Consider the following 26,288-nt stretch of genomic DNA (forward strand, 5'->3'; position numbering starts at 1 on the left):
ATTTTTACAGTACAACTTATTCCAAGTGAAAATAAATACTGCTCCTTCTCTTCTTATTCTTTGTAGGCACATAAATCAAATAACCGTACTCATCCAATTCACGCATACATTTTTGATAGGTTTTGTGAGACATGATCTTAGCAATACTCTGGATTTCTATGCTGTAAGCCTGAATAGGATTTACAAAATCTTTGCTTGCACGAAATTGAAGCAGGGCGGCAAAAATAGCAATGTGAGTTGTGCTGATCCTGAAATCATTTTCGATTGCCTGAAAAAATCCCGATAAAAGATTAAGATTTTCCATAACTGTATAAGATAAATAAACATCACACATGATGAGATTTTTTTGCGGTCTGCGACTCAATATTTTGCTGCGGCTTTAGCAGCGGACTAATTTTACAGCCGTTTTTAATTTCCGCCAGACTAAGTTTCTGCATCCTGTCGTTATAAAAATTCAAGGTTTTAAAGCGCGGATTTGCTTCCAAAAAAACCTTCATTTCTCTCCCTTGTATCATAAGAAGAACTTCTTCCCTCCTCCCCTTTTTCAAAGAATCGGCCAGGGATTCGAATGTCTCATAGTCATCATTTTTAAGAGGAACAGCCCTTAAAGCTTCGCTTAAATTGTATCCATACGATTCTGGAAACTCATGTATTCTATAATTGTCATTAAGATCCCTGTCGTTGAAGTTAAACTGTTTCCAAGTTCCGACTTTTAGGACTGCTCTTCCCGCAAGCATTTCGTATGCTTCTGCAGCGCTGAAGCCCTCAGTTTTCTCATTCTTAAAGTAATGTGTACAGCGTCTGGATGGCGACGAATCTGTATAAAGAATTGATCTGAATCCATCAAATTGGTAAGCCCCCTGCGAATCTTTTACAAATTGAAGTGAATGTTCAAGTCTTTCATTCTCTGAGATGTGATAAGAAACAGTAATAGAAAAATTTAACTGCTGCTCCTGCATATGCTCCAATACTTTGCCATAAGCCACATGAAAACCGCTTTTTATAAGCTGTTCCTCTAAAGTTTTCTTGTTTAATTCCAGATCTTTAAGATAATCCTGTTTATCTATCCTTTCAAAAACAACAGAACTAAGCACTTCATTTAAAAGCCGGAGGATGATATTAGGATAGACTTGATGCTTCAATTTATTAAATTCATGCTTAAGAAACCTTAGAGTTATTTTTTCATCTACGGCTTTCGTCTTTTTATATTTAAAAAGGAGCATCTTAAAAAATTTCAGTTTCTCTATGCCAAAAGAGCGTTCTACCTGCGGGCTGTTCTGAAATAAAAATTTTAATTTTTCTTCCTTGGACTGCCAGACTTTTATCTCATTTTCTACTCGATTGTTTTCAGAAGACATAACTCAGTTTTAATTTATTTAAGCACCTTAAACCGATCTGCCCGCTTTTTTTGAACGGGAATTACTTTTTTTTTCTTTCTGAGAGGTCTCATCGGAATTGTCAGCCAGGTCTGCGCTCTTTCCTTTGGACTGCGACTGCTTCTCGTTCTTGCTTTCACGGTCATTTATTCTCTGCAGAGAAGAATCATAAACCTTAATAGTCTTAAACTGGGGATTAGCTTCCACAAACTGTTTTCTCTCCTCTCCTCCCACCACAAAAGTTACGGACTGCAGATTGCCTTTTTTCAGAGAGTTCATAAGATCTTCCTTGTACTGCGGCGTCAGCAGTTCTTTTATAGAATGCTTTTCCAGCGAAGCTTCCAGATCATATCCATAGTTCTGATGATAATGCTGAAGTTTGAAATTTCCACGGTCGTCACTTTCTTTGAAGTCCATACGAATCCAGCAATTATAGGCTTCACCGTCCTTATTCTTTAAATCCTTATTGACCGATCTGCCCTCCATCAAATTATACGCCTCTTTAAGAGTGATGCTGGTATTATCATTATTAATATAAAAAGTCTGTTCCAATCCCGGCTTATTATCCTCTTTCTGGAGATTAACCTGATAGCTATTGAAAAAATACATATCGCTCTGGTCGGACTTTTTAAAATTCAGTTCAACGGTTACTGTATCTTTGTTAGGGACACCATTGTTCATAATACCGGTATGCATCAATTTAAAGTCCTTATCCCCTTTCTGGATATTCTCTCTTAATTCAGTATCAAAAGTTTCTCCGAATCCAGTATATTTTAACTGGTCTTTCAGATACTGTACATTTTTCTCGTTCATAATATTCACATTTAAAATTAGTACTGATTATAAGTTACCCAGTATTTCAAGATTTACCAGGTGCCTGTTTTTTATATTAAGTACAAGATTCCTGCCTCCATTTTTCTCAAAGACCTGCATTGTGAATTTCTTCTTTTCCGGTATCGTAAATTTAGATATCGCAAATACTACTGTAGTTTGTGATTTGTCGGAAATCCTGCTAAATTCTCCGGTGCATAAAAGCGGTGTCAGTTCTATTTCCTGAGCTGCAGTTCTTTTGGATTTTTTCTGGTCTCGGATAAAAAAACGAAGCTGATCCACATCGTAATTAATTCTGGAATCATTCCCTAAAAACACTCTGAAATACATCACGTCCTGATGAATAAAAATGCCGTCAACCTTAAATTCAATTTCTGCATTTTTTGAGCCCAGTCCGCTTACCTTATTTTTCTTGGATAAAGCAAGCAGGGCATATTCTTTTATTTCTTTCTGGTTTTCGTTCTCAAGGGAAAACAGCAGCGATTTATCCTCGCCAATTCGTAATCGTGCATCCACATTTAATGTTGGACACAGATCATCAAAATTTAAAATGAAACTGTAAAGATTGCCGTCAGATGTTACAACAGTCAGGTTAGTCTGCGGAAAATTCTGCTTTCCAGCTTTAAGAAGCAGTATATTTTCCACTCCTTTAGCTTTCTGCACCAGAACATCACGGCTTCCGACATCCAGGCTTTTTACCGCGTACGGAAATAAAATGCTGGTGGTTTTTGAATAGCTAAGCTGTATATTATTAAATTCGGCTTTAGCATCATACTGTGCAGAAACTGAAAAACCAGCCAGAAAAATAAATGTGATAATTAGTGTCTTTAAATTTTTCATTTTCTTTTAGTTTAAAGTTATTGTTCATTCTTTTCTTTTTCATCGTAGAGAAGCACTTTGTAACCTGCCTTGACTGCTACTTTTATCAGCTTAACTTTCCTGCTTAAAAGTGATTTGGCTGCCTCCACTCCCATTCCTGCCGCCTTGGCTCCCCAAGAATCACTGACTCCTGCCAGTCCAATACTCTGCATGGACCCGTCAGCGGATGCTTTTGCTACATCCCTGTTTATAGTTCCAGGAATGTAAATGCCTTTAATGCCGTCTATATCAAAGACGGATAGTTCAACCGGGAAAATGGAATTCTGGTATTTTATGGTATTGATCTTTATTTCAAGCCTTTCTCCCTTAAGTGACGCTGTCCCAAAAACGAAACTGTTTTTTGGAATTAGTACACCATTGATAAAAACGTCACTTGCAAGTCTGATTTTTACGATAGAACCGTTGACAATCGTCTGCGTTTCATGAACCGCTGCCTCAACTGCGTTCTGATTTTGTTCATCTTTGATTTCACCATCAAGCGAATAAAATGAATTTGCTGACTGCTCATAATTTACTTTGTTGGTCTGAAGAGAGCTCAGGTTTTGCTCTTCAGCTTTTCTGTTCACTGAAAAAACTTTTCCTTTTTGAAGCTTTGAGTTCTGACGCAGTTTTTCCTGTACACGTTCTGGGTGCTGGATATCCAGAATATTTTCCAGCATACCGCCAAGCTGGGCAAGTTCAGGATCAGGCTCAGAAGGCGCACTCATGGCTGCCATGAGCTGTTCAAGATTTTTCAACTCGGCTGATTCACCGTGAGGCATTTTCTGGTACTGAAATTCATTAAAATCCTGACCGCTCTGATATTCTTTTGGAGGCTCCGCAATAGCTTTCTTGAGCGCTTCAAGTTTCTGGTACATCTTCTTTTCATTCTCTGGTTTTAGATAGTCTGTTTTCAGTCCGTTTTGTTTATCATTCCATGCAACCCCATCCGTATCAAAAAAACGTTTTGATTCAAGATTATCATTATCTTCCGCAACAACCGAATAATTAGGATCTTTCTTTTTTTGTTCCTGCAGTTTTATCGAATCAATTGATGCCTGGTCATAATAGCTCATTTTATCCAAACTGGAATCTTCCTTTAGTTTTGGATTTGGAAGCAGCATATTAAATCCTTTTTTTTCAGTTGTTGAAATTGGATTTTCTGTTCCTTTGCCTCCTCCAAGCACCCAGAACAGCATGGTTATAAATGGAAGAACAAGCAGTGGAAGAACCAGCATCATACTGCGATTCTTTTTCTCTCTGGCTAAAAGTGTTTTATGTTCCATAATCTTATTTTTTATAGTTAGATGAATTAGTTTCCCTGAGCTTTGGACTGCTGCTAAAATCTTCAGCGTTGGAATTTTGATTTTTAGACAAATCGGTTAAGTCTGCTGCATTTATCACACTGTCAATATATCTGCTGAGATTGGATCTCTCAGCATATTTGTTAAATGGCAGATCCAGAGAATGCATATGGCCTCCCTTATCACTATAAGCTGGCTTAAGCACTTTTACTGCATCAATGTTCATTGATTTTTGACTTTCTGACAGAAAACCGCTCAATGCGTTATAAACACATAAAATCGTTCCAAGGGTCGCAAAAATGATTACTGAAAACTTAAGCTGTGAATTTGAAAGGTCTCTAGTCAGCCTATTCATTTTTGTTACCCACCAGAATCTGATCATCAGATATGACCTTGAAGACTTTACATTCTGTCTTTGTTTTCGCATCAGACTTCTCATGGCTTTCGATTTACTGTTCCAAGATCTTTGTTCTCAAGAGTATTGAAGCGTTCAATCAGAAAACCATGCGGATTGTTATCGCTCCTTGAAACATTTCGCAGCGTTCCTTCTGTAATCAGATTTCTGTTCAATATGATTGTTGTCCTTATGATGTTCTGCCGGGCATAGCATTTAAAGCGGTAGGGATATTCATTAATATCAATGCGGACGCTGTCTACAATAACAGTCTGGCTTATATTTCCTGATATAATTCCCGAATAATATCCGTTTTCTTTTAGATCATCGTATATACGCTTGACAGAATTATCAGCCAGATACAAGGCCTTGGTAACATTGGCTTTAATTACTTTATCATCTGGGTCAAGGCTGAAGAAAAACTGATGGAATGTCCTGACATGATCCCTTGCTTCAACAGGTACATTATCCTTACGGTCTGATGCAAATGCCTCAAGTGCCTTTCCATTTGCGAGGATATAAACCTTGTCGTCCATCAAAGCGACGGAACTGAAACTTTTATAAATAGAATAAGAGGTTATGGCAGCGCAGCAAAGGATAACCAGCATGGTAAATCCTCTTATATGACGAAAAGCAGTATCTATATTTTTCATTTTACTAAACATAATCGAGTGCTTTTAATTTTTAGAGTTTCCCTTGAGCTTCTCGCTCATGTAATTTCCTTTTTCCTCAAAATAAGGTGACGCAGCTGCTGAAGATGACATGCTCTGGCTCATTCTGCCTGCTGCATTTCCCATTGAATCCATTACCATTCCTGCTCCAGTGGCAGCACCACCAATCACAGTAGAAGTTGATCCGCTAAACAGGCTTGTCACTTTCTGTCCCAATGCACTTCCTCCTGATGCATGCACGATATAATTGGCCACGGAAGGCACAGTAAAGTACCCCACAATTCCTATAATCATGAAAATTAAGTATCCGATATCGGTCCTGCTGAAAAAAGTATCTCCCGAAGTATTAATCTGTGAGATATCCAGCCTCAGCATCTGTTCCTGAATCTTCCCGATAATGCTGCCGAAAATGTTTGCAACGGGAAGCCAGAGATAAATGTTTATATACCTGGCGAGCCAGACTGTCAGGGTATGCTGGAATCCGTCAAAGACCGCAATGCCGAACACCAGAGGTCCTAAAATCGAAAGCACCACAAGCTGGAATGTTCTGAGAGTATCAATACACAATGAAGAAGCTTCGAAAAGAATTCTCAGAATTTCGCTAACCCTTGCATATTCGGATAGTGTCTTGATAGCTTCGGAGCTGACGAAAAAAAATGACAAGATAGGTTCAGCACTGCTAACTAAGGGTATAGTTTACTATAGCGGCAAAGATTACAATAAAGCTCTGGACTGCTATCTGTATACAAAATTATAAAACATTTCCGTTTCTTTTATTTGAAAAGCAGGTTCCATTACAAACCACAATGGAATTTAGACAGGAATTAAAAAAGATTCTATTGCTTATTGTCCAGCAGCTTCAAAAAGAATCTCCATTTCAAAAAAAAATGTGTGCAAATTTACTTACCCGTTTCTTACTTAAAATTAAACAGGAATATTGGGAAGGATATAAAATTCATACCGCTCCAAACCGAAATCCTGACATTCTGAAAGATTTTACACAAAACCTGGAATATCACTACGATCAATTATTAAAAGGGAAAGTTAACAGAATACTTTATATTAAAGATTATGCAGAAATGCAGCAGCTTCACGAAAATTATCTATCGAGTATCCTCAAAGAAAAAACAGGAAAAACCGGTGGACAATTGATTGCTGAAAAAACGTTGAGCACAGCTAAAATTTTAATTATGGACCAGCGATTTTCAATGAAAGAAATTGCTAATATGCTAGGTTTCTCATATTTGTCTTATTTTAGTATATTTTTTAAGAAACATACAGGGCTTTCGCCAGTAGAATATCGAAAAGAGAATAGTAATTCTTAATTTCAATCTATATCTTGCGCAAAGTTACCAGTTTGGACGAATGGGAACGACATCACCTTTATAAATGAGATTGTGCTCTCCATGGGTGGCATTAAAATCATTTCTTACCATAATGGCGCTTTTATGAGTATGTTTTTTAAAAAAACTGTAAAACTGTTTCACTTCACGAAAAGCGTATACTTCAGCTATTTCGTTCATAGACTTCTCTGTATTTTTAAGAAGATAAGTTATTTCATCAATCAGTTTTTCGTTTATCCATTGGTTGACTGTTTTTCCAGAGCTTTTGCTTATAATTTTTGAAAGGTTACTTTCACTGATGTTTAATAATTCTGCATGTTCTTTTATTCGAAATACTGAACTGCATTCACCAGAGATGAGCATGGTAAAGTTTTTATCCATGTTACTGCGAAATGCGGTTACAATGGCAGCATTCTTCTCGTTTAAAACTTCTGTATTAATTTCATTTTGATGCTTTTGAATGAGCAGCAGAATATAAATAAGAATATTAGAGATTATTTCATCTTTAATTGGCTCCATAGAAGTCGCATAATCATACAATTCAAGACATAGCTCTTCCATGCGACTAATTGCCTTGTCATTAAGAAGATAGTTTATTCCATTGGAGTGATCCATTTCCAATAGTTCCTCCACTCCCAATGGCAGACAATACGCAATAAAATCTTTCCGGAAACAAATATTGTACACAATCTTCATCTCGGTCCATCCACTGGAAACGTAAATATCAGGACGCTTTATAAATACGTGTCCAGAACTTACTTTAAAAACCTCATTTCCAGATACAAAAGTTCCTTCCCCCTCTTTTACTACCACTAAAGTGTAATGATCAGGCCTAAAAGTTGGCGTTATATAAGGCATTTTTAGGCCCATTTCATGTACTTTTAAAATAGCAAAATCATCACTATCTATATAGGAATAAACAGGGAGATTCATGAATGTGAGCATATCACGCAGTTTTTTTAAAGTGGTGAGTTCTGGTTTCATTTATTGATTTGTCCTGCTTTTTAATTAGTTATGATTAGATAAATTTACTAAAATAACTTAAAATTACAACTCACTCCAAAGTCGAATTATGGAGTTTATACCTTTTAGCTATAAATCTTAAGTTATATCTTCTTAATCAGAAAAATTAAGTGTTTTTAATCTATTTGTAATACAAAAAAAGAATAATACTTCTCCCTATTAATGCATTAGTATTTAAAGTTATGTGAATGATTTAATTATTGAAATAGCAAAATTGAATTTGGGTGCAGAATTGGTGCACAGAGTTTCACGACAAAAATAAAAGTGGCATTTACAGCGGTTTCAAGCCTTTGAGTTGCCTTCAATTTTGCCGCAAAAAAGCTAAGGCGGTTTAGATAAACTTTATAATGAAGGAAGCTGTTGTTAATAGTATAAAATATTTAAGCAATTAACTTTGAACCAGTTGGGTTCAACACATTTCTGGTATTGGCAAAAAAAATATTCTTTATCAAAATTTTTAGCTTATATTTGCCGATAACGGAATCATTTATAAAAACATGAAGTATCTTTCAGTAGTCGAATTTGCAAAAAACTAAATCTCTCTGAAAGGATGGCTCGCAATTACTGTTCAACAGGAAAATTAAAAGGGACTTTTCTAACCGGTAAAACGTGGAATATTCCTCAAGATGTAGTAATTCCTCAAAAAGATAATAAAAAAGCAATTGTTAATATTTTATTGCATGCCCTGAAAGAACAAAAAAACATGAAGATGAAGGGCGGCATTTATCACCGCACGCAAATAGATTTAACTTACAATTCGAATAAAATTGAAGGGAGCAGGCTAACTCATGATCAAACGAGTATATTTTTGAAACCAATTCAATTGGTGCATCTAAAGAAAGCGTAAACGTAGATGACATTATTGAAACTTCTAACCACTTTCGATGCATCGATTTTATCATTGAAAAAGCAAATAACAAGCTTACAGAATCCATTATTAAAGAACTCCATTTTTTATTAAAGTCAGGAACTTCTGATAGCGGAAAAGATTGGTTTAATGTCGGAGAATACAAAAGAATGCCAAATGAAGTGGGAGGCAATGAGACCTGTCCGTCTAAAGAAGTTTCCCAAAAGATGAAAGAACTATTGTATGATTACCATGCCATAAAAAATAAAAGTATCGAAGACATTATCGATTTTCATTATAAATTCGAAATTATACATCCTTTTCAGGATGGAAACGGCCGTGTAGGGAGATTAATCATTTTTAAGGAGTACCTGGCCAACAATATAGTTCCATTTATAATAGACGAACAGCTGAAACTATTTTATTACAGAAGGCTTAAGGAATGGAACAATGTAAATAAATACCTGATGGACACATGCCTTACTGCTCAGGATAATTACAAATCAGTACTAAATTATTTCGAGATACAATACATGTAAAAAACAGGACAAAACAATCAATTTGACAAGAAAAACAATTAAATTTATCATTAAAAGAATTAAAGCAGCAAAAAACAAAACAACCTATTAAAAATCAAAATATTAACACTTAAAAATTAACAGTTTTGTTTTAATGGCAACCTCGTGGCAACACAGGTTTGGAGGTGATACCTTTTCTGCCACAAAAAGCTAAGACGAATTTTGTCCATTATTCACCTAAATAAATTTTGCGGCAGATTCCTGGCGCTTACGCCTTCACGTTGCACTTAATTCCTTAAAACAAAGCTATTCATCACTGAGGTTCGAATTGCAGATCATCCCCATCCTCAAAAAATTAGACCAGATGATAATCATTCAAAGAATAGGCAAATTGGTATTATTATTAAACTATCTTCTATTCGAATGGTGCAAAAAAAAGGTTTATTTTTAAAAGAAAAAAGAAAAAAAAACTATCAAGGACAAAAATTCACTTATAGTTTTGAATTAAAACTTCCAGCATTATGAATCTAAAAGCATAAGAATTAATTTAGACTTAAATTCCAATTATGTTTCCGTTCATTAAAACTAAACACTATTTAAAAGATCTTCTTCCTGAAAATTATATTGATATCCACAATCACTTATTACCCGGCATCGATGATGGAGCAAAAACAATTCAGGAAACTACAGGACTTATTGCAGCAATGAAAGAATTAAACATTCACCAAGGTATTGCAACACCTCACACTTTCAATTCAAAATGGAATAATACCAGCCCGATTATAAAAACTGCTTTCGAGAACGCTACAAAGGATAAGACAAACAAAGAGTTTTTAAAAAATTATGCAAGTGAATATATGCTGGACTCTTTTCTGATTGCAAAAGTGAAAGAAGAAGAACTTTTATGCATTCACGATAATTTTGTGCTGCTTGAATTTCCACTATTTTCAAGTCCGTTTAATTTGTATGAGATGCTTTTTGAAATAAAAATTAAAAACTACAAAATCATTCTTGCCCATCCGGAACGCTATCTGTATCTTCATAATTCTATCGCTAAATATGAAAAACTAAAGGAATTTGGTGTTTTTTTTCAACTGAATCTGCTTTCTTTAACAGGATATTATGGTAAAATAATTCAGAAAAAAGCAATGGAATTACTTGAAAACAATTTATATGATTTTACAGGATCGGACATCCATAGCAAAACAGAAATTAATCAATTCAAAACCGTAAAACTTCAGATTCCAAATAAAAAGAAAATGGAGTATTTACTGCTTAATAATAGTATCTTTCTGAAATAAAAAACAAAAAAAAGCTGTTCTCAATGGAACAGCTTTTAAAAATTTAAACAAATTTAAATTTTATGATCGTGGTTGTTGTGGTGTAATCTTGGTTAATTATCATGATTATCTTTAATCTAACTTCGGCATTAGAATATTTTTTTCTTCAGCTTCTGTAGTCTTGTTTCTTTTTTGATTTCTTTTCCGTAGCCATAGCCATATCCGTAATTATAGCTGTAACCGTAACCAGAACTAAAATCAATATCATTTACTACATAGCCCATATTGACCAATTTTTGATCTTTATGCAGCTTGTTTGAATAAGCTATTAAATTCTTTTGTGTTACTCCGGAACGCAACACAAATAAAGTAGTATCGGCATATTTTGAAATCATAAGAGTGTCACTCACTAATAAGGTTGGCGGCGTATCAAAAATAATGATGTCGTATACTTTTTTTACCTGATAAATAAAGTGCTCAAAACGCTGATTGGATAATAATAATGTTGGATTTGGAGGGATAATTCCCGAAAGTAAAATATCAAATGGAAATTCAGCATCTTCGTTACTGCACAATAAATTTTCCCATTGAATAGTACCATCATGCAGATAATTGCTGAATCCCTGACTCTCTTTTGTTGTATTGTTTAAATGTTTATGCAACTGTGGATTTCTAAAATCAGCTCCTATAATTATTACTTTTTTATCAAGATGTGCATAAGCTGCCGCTAAATTATAAGAAACGAACGTTTTTCCTTCGCCTTTTATAGATGACGTGACAAATAATACTTTTCCAAGTTGATCTTCAGTATAAGGTGTAATAAAATTGGTGTTATTGGCCAAGGTTCTAAAAGCTTCCAAACTCTGCATAATAGCGTCTTTATCATCCTTTAATGAAGGAAGCTCTGCTAAAATAGGCAGTACAGTATTTGTGTTTTCAACATCTGCAGCTGTATATATTTTATTATCTAATTTAAAGAGTGTAAATAAAATGCTGAACGGAATACAAAATCCTATAAAAAATGCAATTAATACAATCTTGTTTCTTTGCGGGGAAATAGGTTGAATATCTGTTATGGCATAATCTATAATCTTAGTATTAGGTATGGTAACAGCCAAATTTATAGAAGCTTCTTCCCTTTTTTGAAGCAGCAATAAATACAAACTTTCTTTTAAATTCTGCTGGCGTTCAATACTTCTCAGTACTTTTTCCTTTTCTGGAAGAGAAGCAAAACTTCCTTCTGCCTCTTTCTGGGCAGATTCACTCTGAACAAGCGTTGTTCTTAACTGCTGTTTATAGCCTTTTACAGAATTGATAATATTGTTTTTTAAATTCGTGAGCGTAGTTACCAACAACTGTACTGAAGGATTATTATTTCCTGCACTGGTCTGAAATTTTTGATACGATAAAACCGCTGTATTATAATCCGCAACCAATTGATTGATTATTAAATTTTGTATTCCTATATCTGCGGGCAAAAGTTCGAATGCTTTTTGAGATTCTATGCTATTTCTCAGCAGATCTGCTAGTAACAATTGTGATTCTATATCAAATGAAGTCTGTTCTTTAGCTGTTTTTTGCAGAATACTTGAACCCGCATCTTCCTGAATAAAACTAAGCTTATTATTCTTTTTATAATTCTTTTTAGAACTTTCTATAGAATCAAGTTCCCTTCTCAGGTATACAAATCGATCATCGGCAAAATTAATAGTTCTTCTGGAGACTTCTTTTTTGTCTGTGATACCGTCGGCTTCATAAACATAAATCAAATTGTTGATAACGGATTCTGACTGTGGTCCGTTTGTGCCTTTTAAGGAGATTGATAATATATCGCTGTCTTTTCCTTCAGCATCCACTTCAAAAGCATCACTTAATTCCAAAGCTGTTTTATGAAGCGTTTTTAAGGTAACATTAAAACTCTTATTGATATTTTTTTCCATTACAGCCCCGGGAGCCGGTTTTATACTTATGGGCAAATGAGGTATGTTTTTCTCTGATATATATCCTTTTATCTCGACACTTTCTCCAGATGTAATATCTAAAACAGTATATCCTGATGCCGTTACAGTTATGGTATAATTCAATGCGCGTCTCAAGTTGGATGCGCCATCACGATAACTCACTATAAAAGGCGGATTAAAAATCTGTTTAGATGTTACTCTCGAATTATAGTAATATTCTACATTCAACTTCAAATTTTTGACTACCTGTTCTGAGAGATGAACTGATTTGAGCAATGCAATCTCGTTCTCTAAGTTAATGGTGGATTTATTAAATAATTTAGAAACATCTAATGTGAAATTTGAATTTTCTTTATCATTCAACAATTTAATTTTAGCCTCAGACTTGTATACAACATTTGCATATCTTAAATAAACAAAAGCGCTGAATAAAGAAATAAGTATCGATAATACAAAGGCTGGCCAGTACTTTAAATATTTATTTATAATTTGTTTTAAATCTACCGGGTTATTTTCTTCAATAAAATCGAAATATTCATTTTTATCCGTATTCATGATTTGATTTATCTTGTAATTAATATTATAGAGCTTAGAATTAAGGATGCAATAGTCAATATGGTGCTTGCATTCCCTATATAACCTGCCGTTTTTACTTTAGCATCATTCGGATTAACGACTAGAATATCATTTTGATGAACCTGATATTGATCCTTATTCATCCATTCTGCTGTTGTTAAATCAACATGCGTGATGGTTCTTTTTCCTTCAGATTCCCTAATCAGCAGAATGTCATTTCTTTTCCCGTTTATAGTCAAATCACCGGCATAACCAAGAGCCTGCGGAATAGAAATGGACTGTTCTAAAAAGGAATAAGTTCCCGGTGATTTTACTTCTCCCAAAACCGTCACTTTTGCATTCAAAATACGCACTGCTACAGAAGGGTTCACTAAATGTGCTCCTTTTTCGAGTTCAGATTTAAGTTTTGTTTCCAGATCTTTTACAGACAGACCTGCAGTGTTTATCTCTCCTAAAATTGGCAATACAATTGTTTTATCAGGAGAAACCAGATAGCCCTGTACTTTCAAAATATCTAGGGTGCTGCTTACGCCAACTGTACTTGGGGTTTGAATGTTGTATGCCAGTGCCGTTTCAGGGACTAGTGCTCCGATTCTGATACTGAGAATATCATTGGGTTCAATAGTAACAGGTTTCAAATTTGTTGCAACTGATGTATAATTACCGGCATCCTGAAAATAAATAATATCTTTTCTGGAAGCACAGGAAAAAAATAAAATACTACTAAGTATTATATATAGTAATCGATTCATTGTATTTGGAATAAACTTTAAAATTTAAGGCATTAGGATTATGCTCTGTATAAAACACTAGAAAAGTAAAAGAAATTACAAAGAATTGGACAGTTCTCCTGATTCATACTGGGCTGTTCTCTTTGCTTTCATTTTATCATTCAGTTTAGCCAATCGGTTTAACTGTTTCGTCTGAACTTTATCTTTAATGTAATAGCGGTATAATTCTTTACCAATAAAAAAACCGGCAATACAGATACCTGAAAGAAATCCGGCAACATAATAGGTTACATTCATAATTATTTAGTTTTTAGGTTAAAATGCATTTTCATCCCCTTTAAGGGTTAATACAACGGTAAGCAGACAAATTTTCAAGTCTTTTATCATACTCCAGTTTTGCAGATAATCTATATCGGCTTTTACTCTGCGCTTCATATCAGAAACTTTTTTAGTTTCTCCTCTGTGTCCTGATATTTGGGCCAAACCCGTAATTCCTGGTTTTACAAAATGACGCACCATAAAATCATTGATCTGATTATTATAATCTTCAGTATGTTTGAGCATATGGGGACGCGGCCCTACTACACTCATATCGCCCAATAAAACATTGAAAAACTGGGGAAGTTCATCCAAACTGGTTCTTCTTATAAACCTGCCTATTGGCGTTACCCGCATATCTCCTTTTTTGGCCTGCAGGCTGTCACTTTCTGTATTTACAGCCATGCTTCTAAATTTGTAGCAGTAAAAAGACTGATTTTTTTTGCCTGTACGAAGCTGTTTGAACAAAACAGGTCCTTTACTTTGTTTTTTTATAATAAATGCAAGAACAGGGTACAGCCACGATAGGATAAAAATGATGACCAGCAGACTGAAAACAACATCAAAAACCCTCTTAATGAGTCTATTATAAGCATTTTGAAGCGGTTCATATCTGGGTCGAATAATATGGAAGTTTTCGTAACTGGTACTGCTGAACGAATGTTTAGAAATATCAGATAAATCCGGAACAAATTTTAATCGGATGCAGTATCTGTCAGCCAACTCGAAATAAGTATTCAAATCATCTATAAACTCCGTTTTTACAACAATGTATAATTCCTGAATTCCTCTTTCTGATGATTTGTGAATGGCATTTATGAGCTCTCCGTTAAAAGATGATTTATCTCTTAAATTATGATCTTCAAGGTCATTAATGATTCCAAGGAAATTAAAAAAATAAGAATTACTTTCTAATTTAGATGCCAATTGAATGCTTGTTGAATTAAACCCATAAATAGCAACAACAAAAGGTTTTTTAACCCATTTTTTTATATTGTTTAAAACGAAAGTGAAAATAACCCTCGATAGCAAAAGATAAAAAAGCAGAAAAGTAAACTGCAGCATACTAGCTCCTATAGTCAGCTGATATCTTTTTAAGCCCTCAAAAAAAACAATATAGCTTTGCCAAAATATAAACTGACATAAAAAAACACGCCAGCTGTTGCGATAAAAAATAGGCAGACTGAAAACAGTATCCAGACGATATAGATTAAAATATAAAGTGGTCAATAACCATCCTGCCGCTGCAATTAAATGACTATTATTGACAAAAGACCAAGTCCATTGTACATCTGTTTCTTCGGCAAAATAAAAGAATAATGATATACTTATAACTACCGCAGCAATATCAGATAAAATACTGCAAAAAATAAAAGTAAATTTATGTCTGTTACGCATTTCTATAAAAAAAATAATGATTTAACTTCCTGAATGATACAGCAACTGTCCCACCGAAGATACCTCCGGCTATTCCAAAAATGATATCCATAAAATCCGGATGCCTGTCTGATATAAAAAACTGTCCCGCTTCTGCCAGACAAACAATCACTGTGCAGATTATAATCGTATTTCTCCCTGCAAAAAGAAAATTCCTTTCTTTGTAAACGGCAACTGATTCCCAGCCTGTTTCACAAAAAAAACCTAATAACAGAAAAGGAACTGCTGTACGCAGATTGAGATATTCATTAGTCCATTCTATTATAAATTGTGGTAAATAAGTTTCGGTTCTTAAATTGGAAGAAGGCAACCATGAATAATAAAAAATAGCTGCTGTGCAGATTAAAAACAATACTGTTGTAATGGCTCTTCTGTTACTTTTGTGATTACTATTTTGCATTACAGAAAAAAGTCTAAGCAATAGGTTCTAAATTCAAATATTGTTTTAATGCCCTTAGCTTTTTCTTAAATACTGCAGTAAAGGCTGGTAGACCATGATGTCTGTAAATACGGTAATCCTCATAAAGAACTTCAAATGCCCTGCTTCGGGATGTGCTTAGACCGCCCATTTTCATTTTTACTAAATAAGTATTAAGATAGGCCAGCTTTATTCTGCTTTTAAATAAATAACGCAGCAGGAACTCCGTATCCGACGCTATTTTGAAATCAAGGTCATAATAGCCTAGTTTTTCAATAATACTTTTTCGCAGATACACTGTAGGATGGAGTGGCAACCAGCCGGATTTTATTTTTTTATAATTGTAAGCCCCTCCTATTCTATTTCTTACAATTTTTTCTTCACTATCATTTGTTACATAAATTCCATCACCATAAACTCCATCACGGGATGGAAACATTTTAAACATGGTAACAATTTTCGAGACAACCTCACTATCATAAAACGCATCATCAGAATGCATCAATCCGATAACGTCTCCAGTTGCGATTTTTAATCCTTTATTAATGGCATCATACATTCCCTTATCCGGTTCAGATATGTAGGTGCTTATTCTCTCTTTATAAGATTGAATGATTTCGTTTGTGCCGTCAGTTGAATTTCCGTCTATAATAATATATTCTACATTGGGATAATCTTGTGACAAAACACTCTCTATACAATTTGCAATGGTCTCTTTTCTATTGTAACAAATAGTAATGATAGAAACTTTCATAATGTTTTTTTTAAGTTAATTTGAATCTTAGAAGCAGCAATAGCTTTGTAAAAATGGGTTGAGAATAGCGCGGGGAAATCTTCATCATCTAAAAAAAATGATGCTTTTTTGACTATTAAAAATAAAATGATTATTTAAAAATCTCCCGGAACCAGAAAGAGCACACTAAAAATAAATTACCAGCGTTCTTTCACCAATTGAGGAGGGTTGCCGCTAAAAACGCCATTTTCAGGTAATGACTTCGTTACTATTGAACCAACTGAAACAATAGTATTAATCCCGATTTTGACATTGGGACCAACAAATGATGCTGCTCCTACCCAGCTTCCATCCTCCAGCACTATTACACCATTTCTATAGGGCATTGTTGGATCTTTATAATCATGGTTGCCTCCACAGACAAAAACTTTCTGACTGATACAAACATTATTGCCAATAGTCAGCAATTCAAAATTCAAAAAGAATACTTCCTCACCAATCCAAACATTATCTCCTACAACTAACTTCCAAGGGAAATGGATGTTCACTCTGGGTTTAATTACTAAGCCTTTACCTACTTTGGCACCAAAGGCTTTTAGTAAGAACACTTTAAACTTTGAAGGATATGGGATTGCCGAAAGAAAAAAAACAACCTTTATAACATACCACAGCATCTCTTTTACTTTAGATGCACCACGGTCAAGACCTAACTGGGAATTGAATAAATCTAAACGGACTTTTTTCATAATAATTTGATTTAAATATGTTTAATAACTTTGAAAATTTTACCTGCGAACTTTTCTTCCGTAAAATAAGACTGTACATATCTTATGTTAACCCTGCTGTACTTAGCGACAAATTCTTCCAGTTTTCCATTAATTTCCAGCAGCGTGTTAAATATGCATTCCGGGCTTTTCGAGGGAACAAAACAGCCGTTTTCTGTACTGATGATATCAGGTATTCCAGAAAATTTGGTAGTAACGATTATATTTCCGGTTGCCATAGCTTCGATTAATGAAATCGGCTGTCCTTCCATACGATAATAGGTTGGTAAAACAAAAACATTAGATCCTTCCAACAGATCGATCTTGCTCTGCCCCGATACAACCCCATGGTATTTAATAAAGCCAAGGAGTTCCTGAAATTTATTATTTATAATAACCTCTGATTCATCTTCAATTTTACCTGCGATGTCAGCTTCAAAAGCAACTCCCGCATTTTTCAACAAAATTAAGCTGTCTAAAAAGTCTAAGATTCCTTTTTCCTCCATTAGGTTACTCAAATAAAGTAGCCTTAATTTATCTTTGGGCTTTACTACTGCAGCTTTCTGAACTAAACTATCCTGAGCAAAATTCTCGACTATAAAAACTTTCTTTGGATTCAACAGTCCGTCAAAATTGGTTTTTAAAGATTCCGAAAGAACAATTCCTGCGGCAGCTCTTCGTATAAAGAATGCAAAGGCCCTTTTTTTCAATCCCTTTAAAGATTTATATTCATTACCCAGATGATTTCCGTGAATATGAATAATGTAAGGTCTGCTTGTCATTAAACAGTAAAAGTAAAAAGGCATATATTTTACAATCCCAAAAAAAGTTTGTCCCGGTGTTGTATAAACTATATCCGATTTAGAAATTGTTCTTGTTTTTTTATAGACCTTTAAAAAGGAAAAAACTTTACCAAATGAAAAACGTCCTACATTTTCTGAAGAAATATTTTTTGAACTCGTATTTATAATATCTACCGAAATTTCTTTTTTCAGTTCTAGCTGCTTTAAGAGGACTTGATTAGCTAACGAACAACCGTTAATAGGCTTGGGAAATGGACCAATAATAAGTATCTTCATATGTTTATATTCTATCTCTCTGTATTAATGAACTCTCGATTTGCTGCTCCCATTTAATGGCTTTCTCAGTTAATTTCCCGATTATCTGCCCTGGGTTTCCAATAACAATGGCATCAGAATAAATGGTTCCTCTTACTACGCTACCTGCCCCTATTACCACATTGTCGTGAATAATAGTTCCAGGCATGATGATAGCCCCCATTCCTATGAATACATTTCTGCCGATATGGATTTCTTTTTTGAAAGCAAGATCTGTCGCAGGCTTTTTATTCAATGCAATAAGACCAGTAGTTAAGGAATAATCATGTGTCAGCAGAATCACTTTTTCGGAGATGACCACACGTTCCGATAAATAGATTTTATTAAAATCATCAAATCTTACCTGAGTTGAAATATACCTTGGAAGGCCATTCATTTTTACTCCCACCATTTTCAAAATGAAGTTATAGCCCTTCATATAAAACCTCGGCATTCTACCGTCAAAAGGCTTCAAAAAGGTCTTAAGAATATGAAATGCCAGTTTTAAAAACAGCCTATTGATCATAGTTTTTTATTTATTATATTTTGTATTAAAGCGATAAAATATTTCAGTTCATCTGTCTTAAAGTAAACCAGAACAATAATGATGTTTGGAATTACTAAAGCAATGACTGCCTTTCCCAAAAAACCTGAAAAACTATCCGGAAGAAAACCCTGCAAATAATTTACTGTTAGATATGAAGAAGCCAGAATAACAGTATACTTGACCAGCATAATGTAATACGGAAAGACTTTTTTTTGGAAACCATATTTAAAAACCACATAGGGTTCCCACCATATATTTGTAGTTAGATTACTTATTATTGTAGCGATAATTATAGATTCGATTCCCCATTTTAAGACTAATAAAAAGAAAAACGAAAAGAATAAATTGATAATTGCTTCAAATAAGGATTTCCATTTAATGGGCCAAAATAAACCTTTGGCGTCTATAAAAATCTGAGAAGTAGTTCTCATTCTATCCAGATAGAAATTGAATGTGATCAGAAAGGTTATTAATGTAGAAAAAACGTATTGTTTTCCCCAAATTAAATGGATAAATGGATTAACCAATGTGCTCAGGGCTATAAAACAGCAAATAGCAAAATAGGCATTGATAAAAAATAATTTTTTAAAAAAAGTATGCGATTCATCATCTGATTTTTCTGCCACATAATTTCCAACACTTGCTGTTATTGGCAGCAACATCTGCATGAAAACAATTCTAATGGTATTGGTCAGCAATAAATAGTTAGAATAAATCCCCATGGCCACTATTCCAACAAATTTTGAGATTAATAAATCATCCACTCCTGTAATGACAACAGAACCTAATTTACTGAATGACATCGCAAATACATTTCGTCTCAAGGCAATCTTATCTCTTCTCTCAATTTTTTTATGCTTATAATAGATCAGATAAGGAAATAACTTGTCTGCTTTTTTAGATATAGAATAATTCCCTAAAAAAGTGCACAGAATCTGAATGATCAGAAAACTTAAAAAATCATGGAATAAAAATAGGACTGCAATTTGTAAAGTTCCCTTGATAATATTGAAGTAAAGCTGATTTAATGAATCTATATGTCCATTCTGGCTGGCAATTATTAATGATCTTTTATAATTAAAAAAATAGCTTATAGAAGTATTAAATAAATAGAGCAGATAGATAATCCATAAAGAGGGGAGTTCCTTTGGCAATTCTGATAAATCATTGATAAAGAAATGTAAAAAAGGAATTAAAAATAAACCCGTAACAAATATGATTGTACCAATGATTTCATAAACCTTAGAAAAATAATTCATTAGTTTTGAAACCTGAATTACATCGTTTTCGGCCAACGGCGCATACATGGCATAAATAATTGCTGTTCCAAATCCAATCTCTGCGAAAGACAGCACCGAAAGAATATTGGTAAATAATCCATTAATTCCTAAATAAGCCGCTCCTAAAGTTTTTATAAATATAGTACGGACTGCAAAATTTAAAATTATCGTGATCAACTGGCCTATTAAAGCTGCTGCAGAATTTTTTATAGAACTTCGGGTTCTGTTTGTTGTCATTAAAAATTATGTTTTTTTATAAGATTACTTCTCCCAACGAACATTCTCCTTAACCATTACTGCCGGTATGCCGCCAATAATTATGTTAGGTTCCGAAAAGGATTTTGTTACAATAGAGCCTAAAGCCACTATGCTGCTGTCTGGAATTGCCACTCCTTTAAGAACAGTCGCATAACTTCCTATCCAGACTTTGCTTCCTATCGAAATTGGCCTGTTGGTATTGATGATATTTTTATCTTGGTCAAAAATGTGGTGTCCATCGCCATCCCGAATATGAATATTCCAGCCTGCCAGTACATTATCTCCAAAAGTTATAGTCGTATTGCTAGCACAGAAGAAATTCTGATTTGCTGTAAAGTTTTTTCCAAAAACGATTTGTCCACCGTTATCCGCTCTTAACGATACTCCTCTTGCAAAATGAGCGCTACCTACAAAAGCAACTTTACATTCTTTTTTAATAGTCCAGTAGCTAAAGCGATTGCACTCATTTCCAACCGCGCCTTCTCCCCAGCCTATTTTAATCATTCCAAATCTTGGGGTTTCATTTAATACAACTGTATTCCTGTATAGCGAACAGAACTTAGTTCTATAATCTACCAAAATGGGAAGCTTAATAGCTATTTTAGGTTCAAACAAACAGAAATTAAAATAGATCGTTTTAGGCAGGCTGAAGCTTAACCGTACTGCTTTTTTAATCAGATGAATCATAACTGCTGCTTTAATATGGTATTACATAATTTTACTAATTCTTCACCTGAATGCGTCCAACTGTATTTTTTGGCATTTTCATAACCAGACTCAATCAGCTTTTTTCTAAAATCGGCATCTCCTATAATTCGCTCTAAAGCATATTTAGTTTCCTCAATTTCAAATGGATCTACTAGTACTGCTGCATCGCCAGCAACTTCTGGCATAGACGAAACGTTAGAAGTAATAACAGGAGTTCCTGCAGCCATGGCTTCTATAATGGGCAGACCAAAACCTTCGTAAGACGATATAAATGCCATTGTCAAAGCCAATTTATAAACCGCCGGCTTGTCTTGTTCATCGATGTAAGGTGTAAAAAAAACCTGCTCTTCTATGTTAAGATTAGCTGCCAGCTTTTTCAAATCTTCATTTCCCTGAGTAATCACTAAACTGACTTCTGCTCTTATATCTTCAGAAAGCAAAGCGTAAGCTCGAATCAAATTACCTACATTTTTATGGATGCGTATTCCTCCAAGATATACCACAAACTTATTGGGCAACTGATATTTTTCTTTGACTTTTGTTAAGTGTTCTTGTTCTATTTCATTGTTGTACAACTCAAAATCAACACCATTAGGAATGACAAAAATTTTATTTTTGTTGTATAAAAACTCTTCCAGAATGTCTTTTTTAGAGGCCTCCGATATTGTTATCAAATAATCAGAATGGCGGATTGCATAATCAATATCATTTCTGTAATCTATTTGTATCTGGTCATTTTCTGTAGCGACTCTTAAGGGTATTAAATCATGAATTGTACTGATTACAATACCGCTGTAACTGACTCTCGGAATTTTATAAGTCAGGAACAAATTAATATCTGACTCGCCGTGCATCATATTGTGGTAATAAAAAGGCAGTGCTTTTTTTATTAATCTCGAATACACAACTTTAGCGGGAACTGATGAATATTTTACTGGAAAGGAGAATCTTTCTAATTCATTTTTTTTGACCCCTCTCACAAAATTAAAACTGCCGAAAATTTTATATAATTTACTTTTTTCTAATTCGGCTATTAATTTATTGGCAAACAGAGCAATTCCGGAACCTTGATTGTTTACAGGCTGCAGATTAATATTTATGGTATTTCTTTTCATTGTACAGAATTCACTTTAAGCTGCTGATAAAATTTTTGATAATTGGCCTCTGCATTACATCTTTCTTCCCAAATTCTTCTGGACTGCCTGCACATCTCATTGAATTCTTCGGCTTCTAATAAGGCTATTTTGGTCAGTACAAGAACCAGTTCTTCGTTAGTAAAATCTTTATCGAGTAAAAAACCATTGACTCCATTTTCTACAATCTCTGCCGTTCCACCAACATTTGTTGCGATTATAATTTTTCCAAAAGACATTGCTTCCATAATAGAAACCGGAACGCCTTCATTTTCGCTTACGTTGATAAAAACATCATAGGTTTTATTGGCATATTCCGCAAGTATTTTTTCGTTACTGTAAGCGCCCATCAATTTTACAGCTACTGAAGGATTGTCGATCTGAGCTGCCATTTTACTTATCTTTTCAAATTCTTCTCCATCGCCATAATGTACCCATTCTATCTTTACAAAAATCTTTGAAACTGCTTCCAAAATAGCGGATACTCTTTTAACGGGACGCGTCCAGGAGCAGGAAACAAGATGAAGTGTTTCGCTTTTTGGAAAAATCTTGATGCCTTTATCTAAAGAACCTAATCTTGATAATTTTAATTTATCGTTGTATTGTGGAAACTCTTTATTTAAATAGGATACACCATCTTTTGAAATCGAATGTATTTCATCCATCTCAGACAAAATGTATTCTCTCATGGGCAGATAACGGCCTGCATTAGCATATTCGTAGAGGTCAAATCGATGACAGCGTGTGATTTTTTTTTCAAAATGGATTGTCTTTTGAAACTTCTTTTTTAATGTAATAATTACAAAAGCACTAATGTACATCCAGTAAGAATATAATACTACATCGCAATTTTTGTACTTCTCCTTAACAACTTTTTCTAAATCATTTAAAGCATTGTTCGCAATAAACAAAAAGATAAACAGCTGCTTAATATTTCTTAATGTCAATCGATTTGTCTGCATCAAAAGCCATAATTCTTTATAAAATTTTGAATTAGTGCAAGTCAAAAAAAGGAGTTTCACTATTCTTGATTTGCTTTTATAAGAAAGAGCACTGTTGTAAAATGTTACGGACTCTTTGGGCTTCTTATAAATAATATCCTCAAACGTCTTAGCGCCATAAACTAAAATCGGAAAACATACTATTTCGTCAAAACCAGCCGCGTATTCTAATTCATTGGATAAAAAATCTTCTGATTTCCCATATGGAAATTGTGTATTGACTACAATGAGTACTCTTTTTTTACTGTTTTTCATTTTTTTAGACAATAGACCCAGCTGTCCAGTTATAATTTAGATTCCCTACACGAGACTCTGCTCTCCTATATTTGTTTCGTTTTAAAACTTCGATTCGATTTACCCACAAGACAAGCCAATAAAAAAGTATGTATTTACTCCAGCAGAAAATAATGGTCTGCAGACAATAACAATGAACTAATCCCATAAGAATGGACATCCAGATGTACATGTATTTATAGTACAGATCCTGAACGACTTTAGAGGCGGCTTCCATTCTTACTAAAAGCATAATCATAATATAATTCCCTAAAATCAGAGCCGGCCAGCCCAGTAGATTGCCTCCTATAATTAAAAAACCTCCTGAAAGCGACAGCATCTGTCCCCTGTCATCTCTTTGTTTTAATGAATCTTTAAAAACATCCGAAGAAGAACGCAGTTCTTTCAGACTATTGGATAAAGTCTTAAATCCTGGTAAATCTGATAAACCTGAGAGTCCATCTGAAAAATCTTTAATCAAAGCTTCATTCGACTTTGCGGCACTGATGCCTATCGAAGCCTGATAAGACCGCGCAACAGTCCATAAACCATTGGCATACTCTTCAATAAAATTGGAAACTACCACGTTGGAATCGCCACTTTCTAAAGTACCTGCATTATCTTCTGCAAATTGTTTATTTGCATAAGACAAAACCATAATAACAATGGCAAACGGAAGTAATATTGCCAAAATCTTTGTTTTTAACTGCGGATAACTTACAATCAAAATGGTAATTGTAGCAATCGCTGTTTCGTATATCAGTGAACGGTTGCTCCCAAAATAAGAGATAAAATTAAAGATGGCAGCAATAACACCTAAGCCAAAATACAACTGAAAACCAGCTTTGTTTCTAGCATATTTTTTTGCCTCAGCAAGCAATAGAATGAAAATGAAGATTTTTATACTATTAAAAATCGTAGCATCAAATACAACTGCCACTTTAGAAACTGATTCTTTTAATGCTAATATATTAAGCCCCGGCATCCAGGAATTAAAACGAACTAAAAGGAATAAAAAATAAACAAGCAGCACTCGTTTTCCATAAGAATTTAGTGGCAGCTGTCTATGTGAAATATCGTTCTTCCGATATTTTTTAATGTAAATAGGAAACCATTTTTTTATGACAATACAAGCAATAAATAATTCAATTCCATAAATAAGCACTGCAATATCATACGAATCAGCTTTGGCTTCAGGCATCCTAAAATTCAATTTTCCGTCTGAAAGCGTGATCAGAAAAGGCTGAATAAGATATCGAACAACGACAATGCTGTAATAAATTTTAAGTCCTATTCCCTGCTTATGATACCGAAGTATTGTACTGCCGTAAATGGATATGCATACGGTAAAAAACAAAGGAATTAGGAACAGTAATTCCAGACCTTTCCTGGCAATTGGCTGGTTATAGATATAATAACTTTCTATTATACCCAGCAGCGCTAATCCAATTGTAATATAATTATGATTTTTCAAACTTAAACTGCTGCGTTAAAATACTCAACAACACCTTGAAGCGTAACAGACATGTCACATCTTTTTTGAGAGGCTGACCTGATTTCTTCCGAAATATTACGATCTCTATTCTGGTACATTTTTTTGTAAAATTCTATAAGTCCGTAAATGTTAACAGGACTTTCATCAGGACTTATCTGATGTACATATTTTTCATTGTCTTGAATTGAAAAAGCATCCACAACATAAGAAGAAATCATAGGCAGTCCTTTAGCGGCATATTCCTTTGATTTTATTGTACTTTCTGTCTCTAAACCAATTCGATGTATTGCAATTGAATTTACAGCAATATCTGCCTTTTCATAAAGATCATCTAAATCACTGCCGCTTTTGAAACCGTAAAATAAAACATGTTTTTCAATGCCGTATTTCGCCACTAATTCCTGATACTTTTTGATTTCATCTCCCTCTCCAACTAAATGGTAGACAATATTAATATCGCCTCCAAGTTGGTAATACTCCTTTAATCCTTCAATTAACCTGTCATAACCATGACAACTCATGGTAAGAGATACCGAAATTAAATGTATTTCATTGGCATTGTAAATTCTCTTCTCTACAGGAAGAACATTTTCATAAATAACTCCATTCATGGTATTTATGGTTTTTATACCGAAAATCTTATGATCATTAGAATACGTTACAATTCGACCAACATAAAGTCTCAGCAAAAAATTAGAAGAAGCATCCATGAAATAACGCATTGCTCCTCCCTTCCATTTCAGCAGTTCTTGCTTGTAAGGAAACGTAGGGATTTCAATAACGATTTTGCTCTTTTTTTTACTTAAGATTCTCAGGGAATTGAGAAACAAAAAATCACACAAATGGTATCTGGTGTAAATAAAACTGTAATTGTTTACCGAAAGTGTTTTATCAATAAAAGAATACATTTTAAGTCTTCGATTGGTATTTTCTAAAGGAATCGTTTCAAAAAAACTATTATTCAGATAATAAAGACAGTCTGGGCCATAAGAGATTAGCGTGACATTATAAGATTTACTAAAAACCTTATACTGATTTAGTATTTTTTTAGACACCCCATTTAATTTTTCAAAATCAATTATCACTGGCGCTATATACAACAACTGTTTCATT

28 protein-coding genes are annotated in these 26,288 nt (G+C 34.1%); 4 read left to right on the top strand and 24 right to left on the bottom strand.

Translation table 11 applies throughout. The features are described from left to right. Positions 1-16: 16 nt before the first annotated feature. The 8 genes from P0R33_RS07035 to P0R33_RS07070 all read right to left on the bottom strand — a co-directional run bounded on the left by P0R33_RS07035 (position 17) and on the right by P0R33_RS07070 (position 5,809). Positions 17-304, bottom strand: coding sequence for a hypothetical protein (locus P0R33_RS07035; protein ID WP_276174783.1), 288 nt, complete (start codon positions 302-304; stop codon positions 17-19). Positions 305-326: 22 nt separating this feature from the next. Further along, entirely contained in the window at positions 327-1,358 is a 1,032-nt protein-coding gene (locus tag P0R33_RS07040; protein ID WP_276174784.1) for a hypothetical protein, read from the bottom strand. A 27-nt stretch (positions 1,359-1,385) separates the two neighbouring features. Further along, positions 1,386-2,189: a hypothetical protein gene (locus P0R33_RS07045; protein WP_276174785.1), complete on the bottom strand. Its 804-nt coding sequence runs from the start codon at positions 2,187-2,189 to the stop codon at positions 1,386-1,388. Between the two features lie 27 nt (positions 2,190-2,216). After that, the gene (gene traN / locus P0R33_RS07050) at positions 2,217-3,047 is read right to left on the bottom strand and encodes a conjugative transposon protein TraN (protein WP_276174189.1); all 831 of its coding nucleotides are present in this window, start codon (positions 3,045-3,047) and stop codon (positions 2,217-2,219) included. A gap of 17 nt (positions 3,048-3,064) precedes the next feature. Next, a complete protein-coding gene (gene traM / locus P0R33_RS07055; RefSeq protein ID WP_276174190.1) occupies positions 3,065-4,351 on the bottom strand; it encodes a conjugative transposon protein TraM in 1,287 nt (428 codons plus the stop codon). Between the two features lie 4 nt (positions 4,352-4,355). Beyond that, on the bottom strand, positions 4,356-4,724 hold the full coding sequence (locus tag P0R33_RS07060) for a hypothetical protein (RefSeq protein ID WP_276174191.1): 369 nt from the start codon (positions 4,722-4,724) through the stop codon (positions 4,356-4,358). An 80-nt stretch (positions 4,725-4,804) separates the two neighbouring features. Beyond that, on the bottom strand, positions 4,805-5,428 hold the full coding sequence (gene traK / locus P0R33_RS07065; RefSeq protein ID WP_276174192.1) for a conjugative transposon protein TraK: 624 nt from the start codon (positions 5,426-5,428) through the stop codon (positions 4,805-4,807). Between the two features lie 12 nt (positions 5,429-5,440). Beyond that, the gene (locus tag P0R33_RS07070) at positions 5,441-5,809 is read right to left on the bottom strand and encodes a hypothetical protein (protein WP_276174193.1); all 369 of its coding nucleotides are present in this window, start codon (positions 5,807-5,809) and stop codon (positions 5,441-5,443) included. 431 nt (positions 5,810-6,240) lie between these two features. Between P0R33_RS07070 and P0R33_RS07075 the strand changes: the two genes are divergently transcribed. Continuing rightward, complete coding sequence (locus P0R33_RS07075; protein WP_276174786.1) at positions 6,241-6,759, top strand: AraC family transcriptional regulator; 519 nt, start codon at positions 6,241-6,243, stop codon at positions 6,757-6,759. A 24-nt stretch (positions 6,760-6,783) separates the two neighbouring features. Here P0R33_RS07075 and P0R33_RS07080 read toward each other — a convergent pair whose 3' ends face one another. Beyond that, entirely contained in the window at positions 6,784-7,761 is a 978-nt protein-coding gene (locus P0R33_RS07080) for a helix-turn-helix domain-containing protein (RefSeq protein WP_276174787.1), read from the bottom strand. 589 nt (positions 7,762-8,350) lie between these two features. On the opposite strand from P0R33_RS07080, the gene P0R33_RS07085 reads away from it, so the two are divergent. The 3 genes from P0R33_RS07085 (at position 8,351) to P0R33_RS07095 (ending at position 10,466) form a co-directional block, all read left to right on the top strand. Further along, positions 8,351-8,647, top strand: coding sequence for a hypothetical protein (locus P0R33_RS07085; protein WP_276174788.1), 297 nt, complete (start codon positions 8,351-8,353; stop codon positions 8,645-8,647). An 89-nt stretch (positions 8,648-8,736) separates the two neighbouring features. Then, positions 8,737-9,186 carry a Fic family protein gene (locus P0R33_RS07090; protein ID WP_276175696.1) on the top strand — a complete coding sequence of 150 codons (450 nt, stop codon included), beginning with the start codon at positions 8,737-8,739 and terminating at the stop codon, positions 9,184-9,186. 545 nt (positions 9,187-9,731) lie between these two features. Then, the gene (locus P0R33_RS07095) at positions 9,732-10,466 is read left to right on the top strand and encodes a CpsB/CapC family capsule biosynthesis tyrosine phosphatase (RefSeq protein ID WP_276174789.1); all 735 of its coding nucleotides are present in this window, start codon (positions 9,732-9,734) and stop codon (positions 10,464-10,466) included. Positions 10,467-10,594: 128 nt separating this feature from the next. On the opposite strand, the gene P0R33_RS07100 is transcribed toward P0R33_RS07095, so the two are convergent. The 15 genes from P0R33_RS07100 to P0R33_RS07170 form a co-directional block, all read right to left on the bottom strand. Next, positions 10,595-12,961 carry a tyrosine-protein kinase family protein gene (locus P0R33_RS07100; protein WP_276174790.1) on the bottom strand — a complete coding sequence of 789 codons (2,367 nt, stop codon included), beginning with the start codon at positions 12,959-12,961 and terminating at the stop codon, positions 10,595-10,597. An 8-nt stretch (positions 12,962-12,969) separates the two neighbouring features. Further along, the gene (locus P0R33_RS07105; protein ID WP_276174791.1) at positions 12,970-13,734 is read right to left on the bottom strand and encodes a polysaccharide biosynthesis/export family protein; all 765 of its coding nucleotides are present in this window, start codon (positions 13,732-13,734) and stop codon (positions 12,970-12,972) included. Between the two features lie 75 nt (positions 13,735-13,809). Further along, on the bottom strand, positions 13,810-14,010 hold the full coding sequence (locus P0R33_RS07110; RefSeq protein ID WP_276174792.1) for a hypothetical protein: 201 nt from the start codon (positions 14,008-14,010) through the stop codon (positions 13,810-13,812). A gap of 18 nt (positions 14,011-14,028) precedes the next feature. After that, positions 14,029-15,429 (bottom strand): exopolysaccharide biosynthesis polyprenyl glycosylphosphotransferase, encoded by a 1,401-nt coding sequence (locus P0R33_RS07115; protein WP_276174793.1) that lies wholly within the window; start codon positions 15,427-15,429, stop codon positions 14,029-14,031. After that, entirely contained in the window at positions 15,422-15,868 is a 447-nt protein-coding gene (locus tag P0R33_RS07120; RefSeq protein WP_276174794.1) for a VanZ family protein, read from the bottom strand. The genes P0R33_RS07115 and P0R33_RS07120 overlap by 8 nt, the downstream gene beginning before the upstream one ends. 13 nt (positions 15,869-15,881) lie before the next feature. After that, a complete protein-coding gene (locus P0R33_RS07125) occupies positions 15,882-16,640 on the bottom strand; it encodes a glycosyltransferase family 2 protein (protein WP_276174795.1) in 759 nt (252 codons plus the stop codon). 176 nt (positions 16,641-16,816) lie between these two features. Continuing rightward, a complete protein-coding gene (locus P0R33_RS07130) occupies positions 16,817-17,365 on the bottom strand; it encodes a WcaF family extracellular polysaccharide biosynthesis acetyltransferase (protein ID WP_276174796.1) in 549 nt (182 codons plus the stop codon). An 11-nt stretch (positions 17,366-17,376) separates the two neighbouring features. Continuing rightward, the gene (locus P0R33_RS07135) at positions 17,377-18,462 is read right to left on the bottom strand and encodes a glycosyltransferase family 4 protein (protein WP_276174797.1); all 1,086 of its coding nucleotides are present in this window, start codon (positions 18,460-18,462) and stop codon (positions 17,377-17,379) included. Between the two features lie 4 nt (positions 18,463-18,466). Then, entirely contained in the window at positions 18,467-19,006 is a 540-nt protein-coding gene (locus tag P0R33_RS07140; RefSeq protein WP_276174798.1) for an acyltransferase, read from the bottom strand. Continuing rightward, positions 19,003-20,544 (bottom strand): hypothetical protein, encoded by a 1,542-nt coding sequence (locus tag P0R33_RS07145; RefSeq protein ID WP_276174799.1) that lies wholly within the window; start codon positions 20,542-20,544, stop codon positions 19,003-19,005. The genes P0R33_RS07140 and P0R33_RS07145 overlap by 4 nt, the downstream gene beginning before the upstream one ends. Before the next feature lie 24 nt (positions 20,545-20,568). Beyond that, positions 20,569-21,252 carry an acyltransferase gene (locus P0R33_RS07150; RefSeq protein WP_276174800.1) on the bottom strand — a complete coding sequence of 228 codons (684 nt, stop codon included), beginning with the start codon at positions 21,250-21,252 and terminating at the stop codon, positions 20,569-20,571. Then, complete coding sequence (locus P0R33_RS07155) at positions 21,249-22,388, bottom strand: glycosyltransferase family 1 protein (protein WP_276174801.1); 1,140 nt, start codon at positions 22,386-22,388, stop codon at positions 21,249-21,251. The genes P0R33_RS07150 and P0R33_RS07155 overlap by 4 nt, the downstream gene beginning before the upstream one ends. Next, positions 22,385-23,662 carry a glycosyltransferase gene (locus P0R33_RS07160; RefSeq protein WP_276174802.1) on the bottom strand — a complete coding sequence of 426 codons (1,278 nt, stop codon included), beginning with the start codon at positions 23,660-23,662 and terminating at the stop codon, positions 22,385-22,387. The genes P0R33_RS07155 and P0R33_RS07160 overlap by 4 nt, the downstream gene beginning before the upstream one ends. Positions 23,663-23,666: 4 nt before the next feature. Beyond that, positions 23,667-25,154, bottom strand: coding sequence for a hypothetical protein (locus tag P0R33_RS07165; RefSeq protein WP_276174803.1), 1,488 nt, complete (start codon positions 25,152-25,154; stop codon positions 23,667-23,669). Between the two features lie 2 nt (positions 25,155-25,156). Continuing rightward, on the bottom strand, positions 25,157-26,287 hold the full coding sequence (locus P0R33_RS07170) for a glycosyltransferase (protein WP_276174804.1): 1,131 nt from the start codon (positions 26,285-26,287) through the stop codon (positions 25,157-25,159). Between the last annotated feature and the right edge of the window lies 1 nt (position 26,288).

The sequence above is a fragment of the Flavobacterium sp. YJ01 genome (genome assembly GCF_029320955.1).
In the GTDB taxonomy this organism is placed as follows: domain Bacteria; phylum Bacteroidota; class Bacteroidia; order Flavobacteriales; family Flavobacteriaceae; genus Flavobacterium.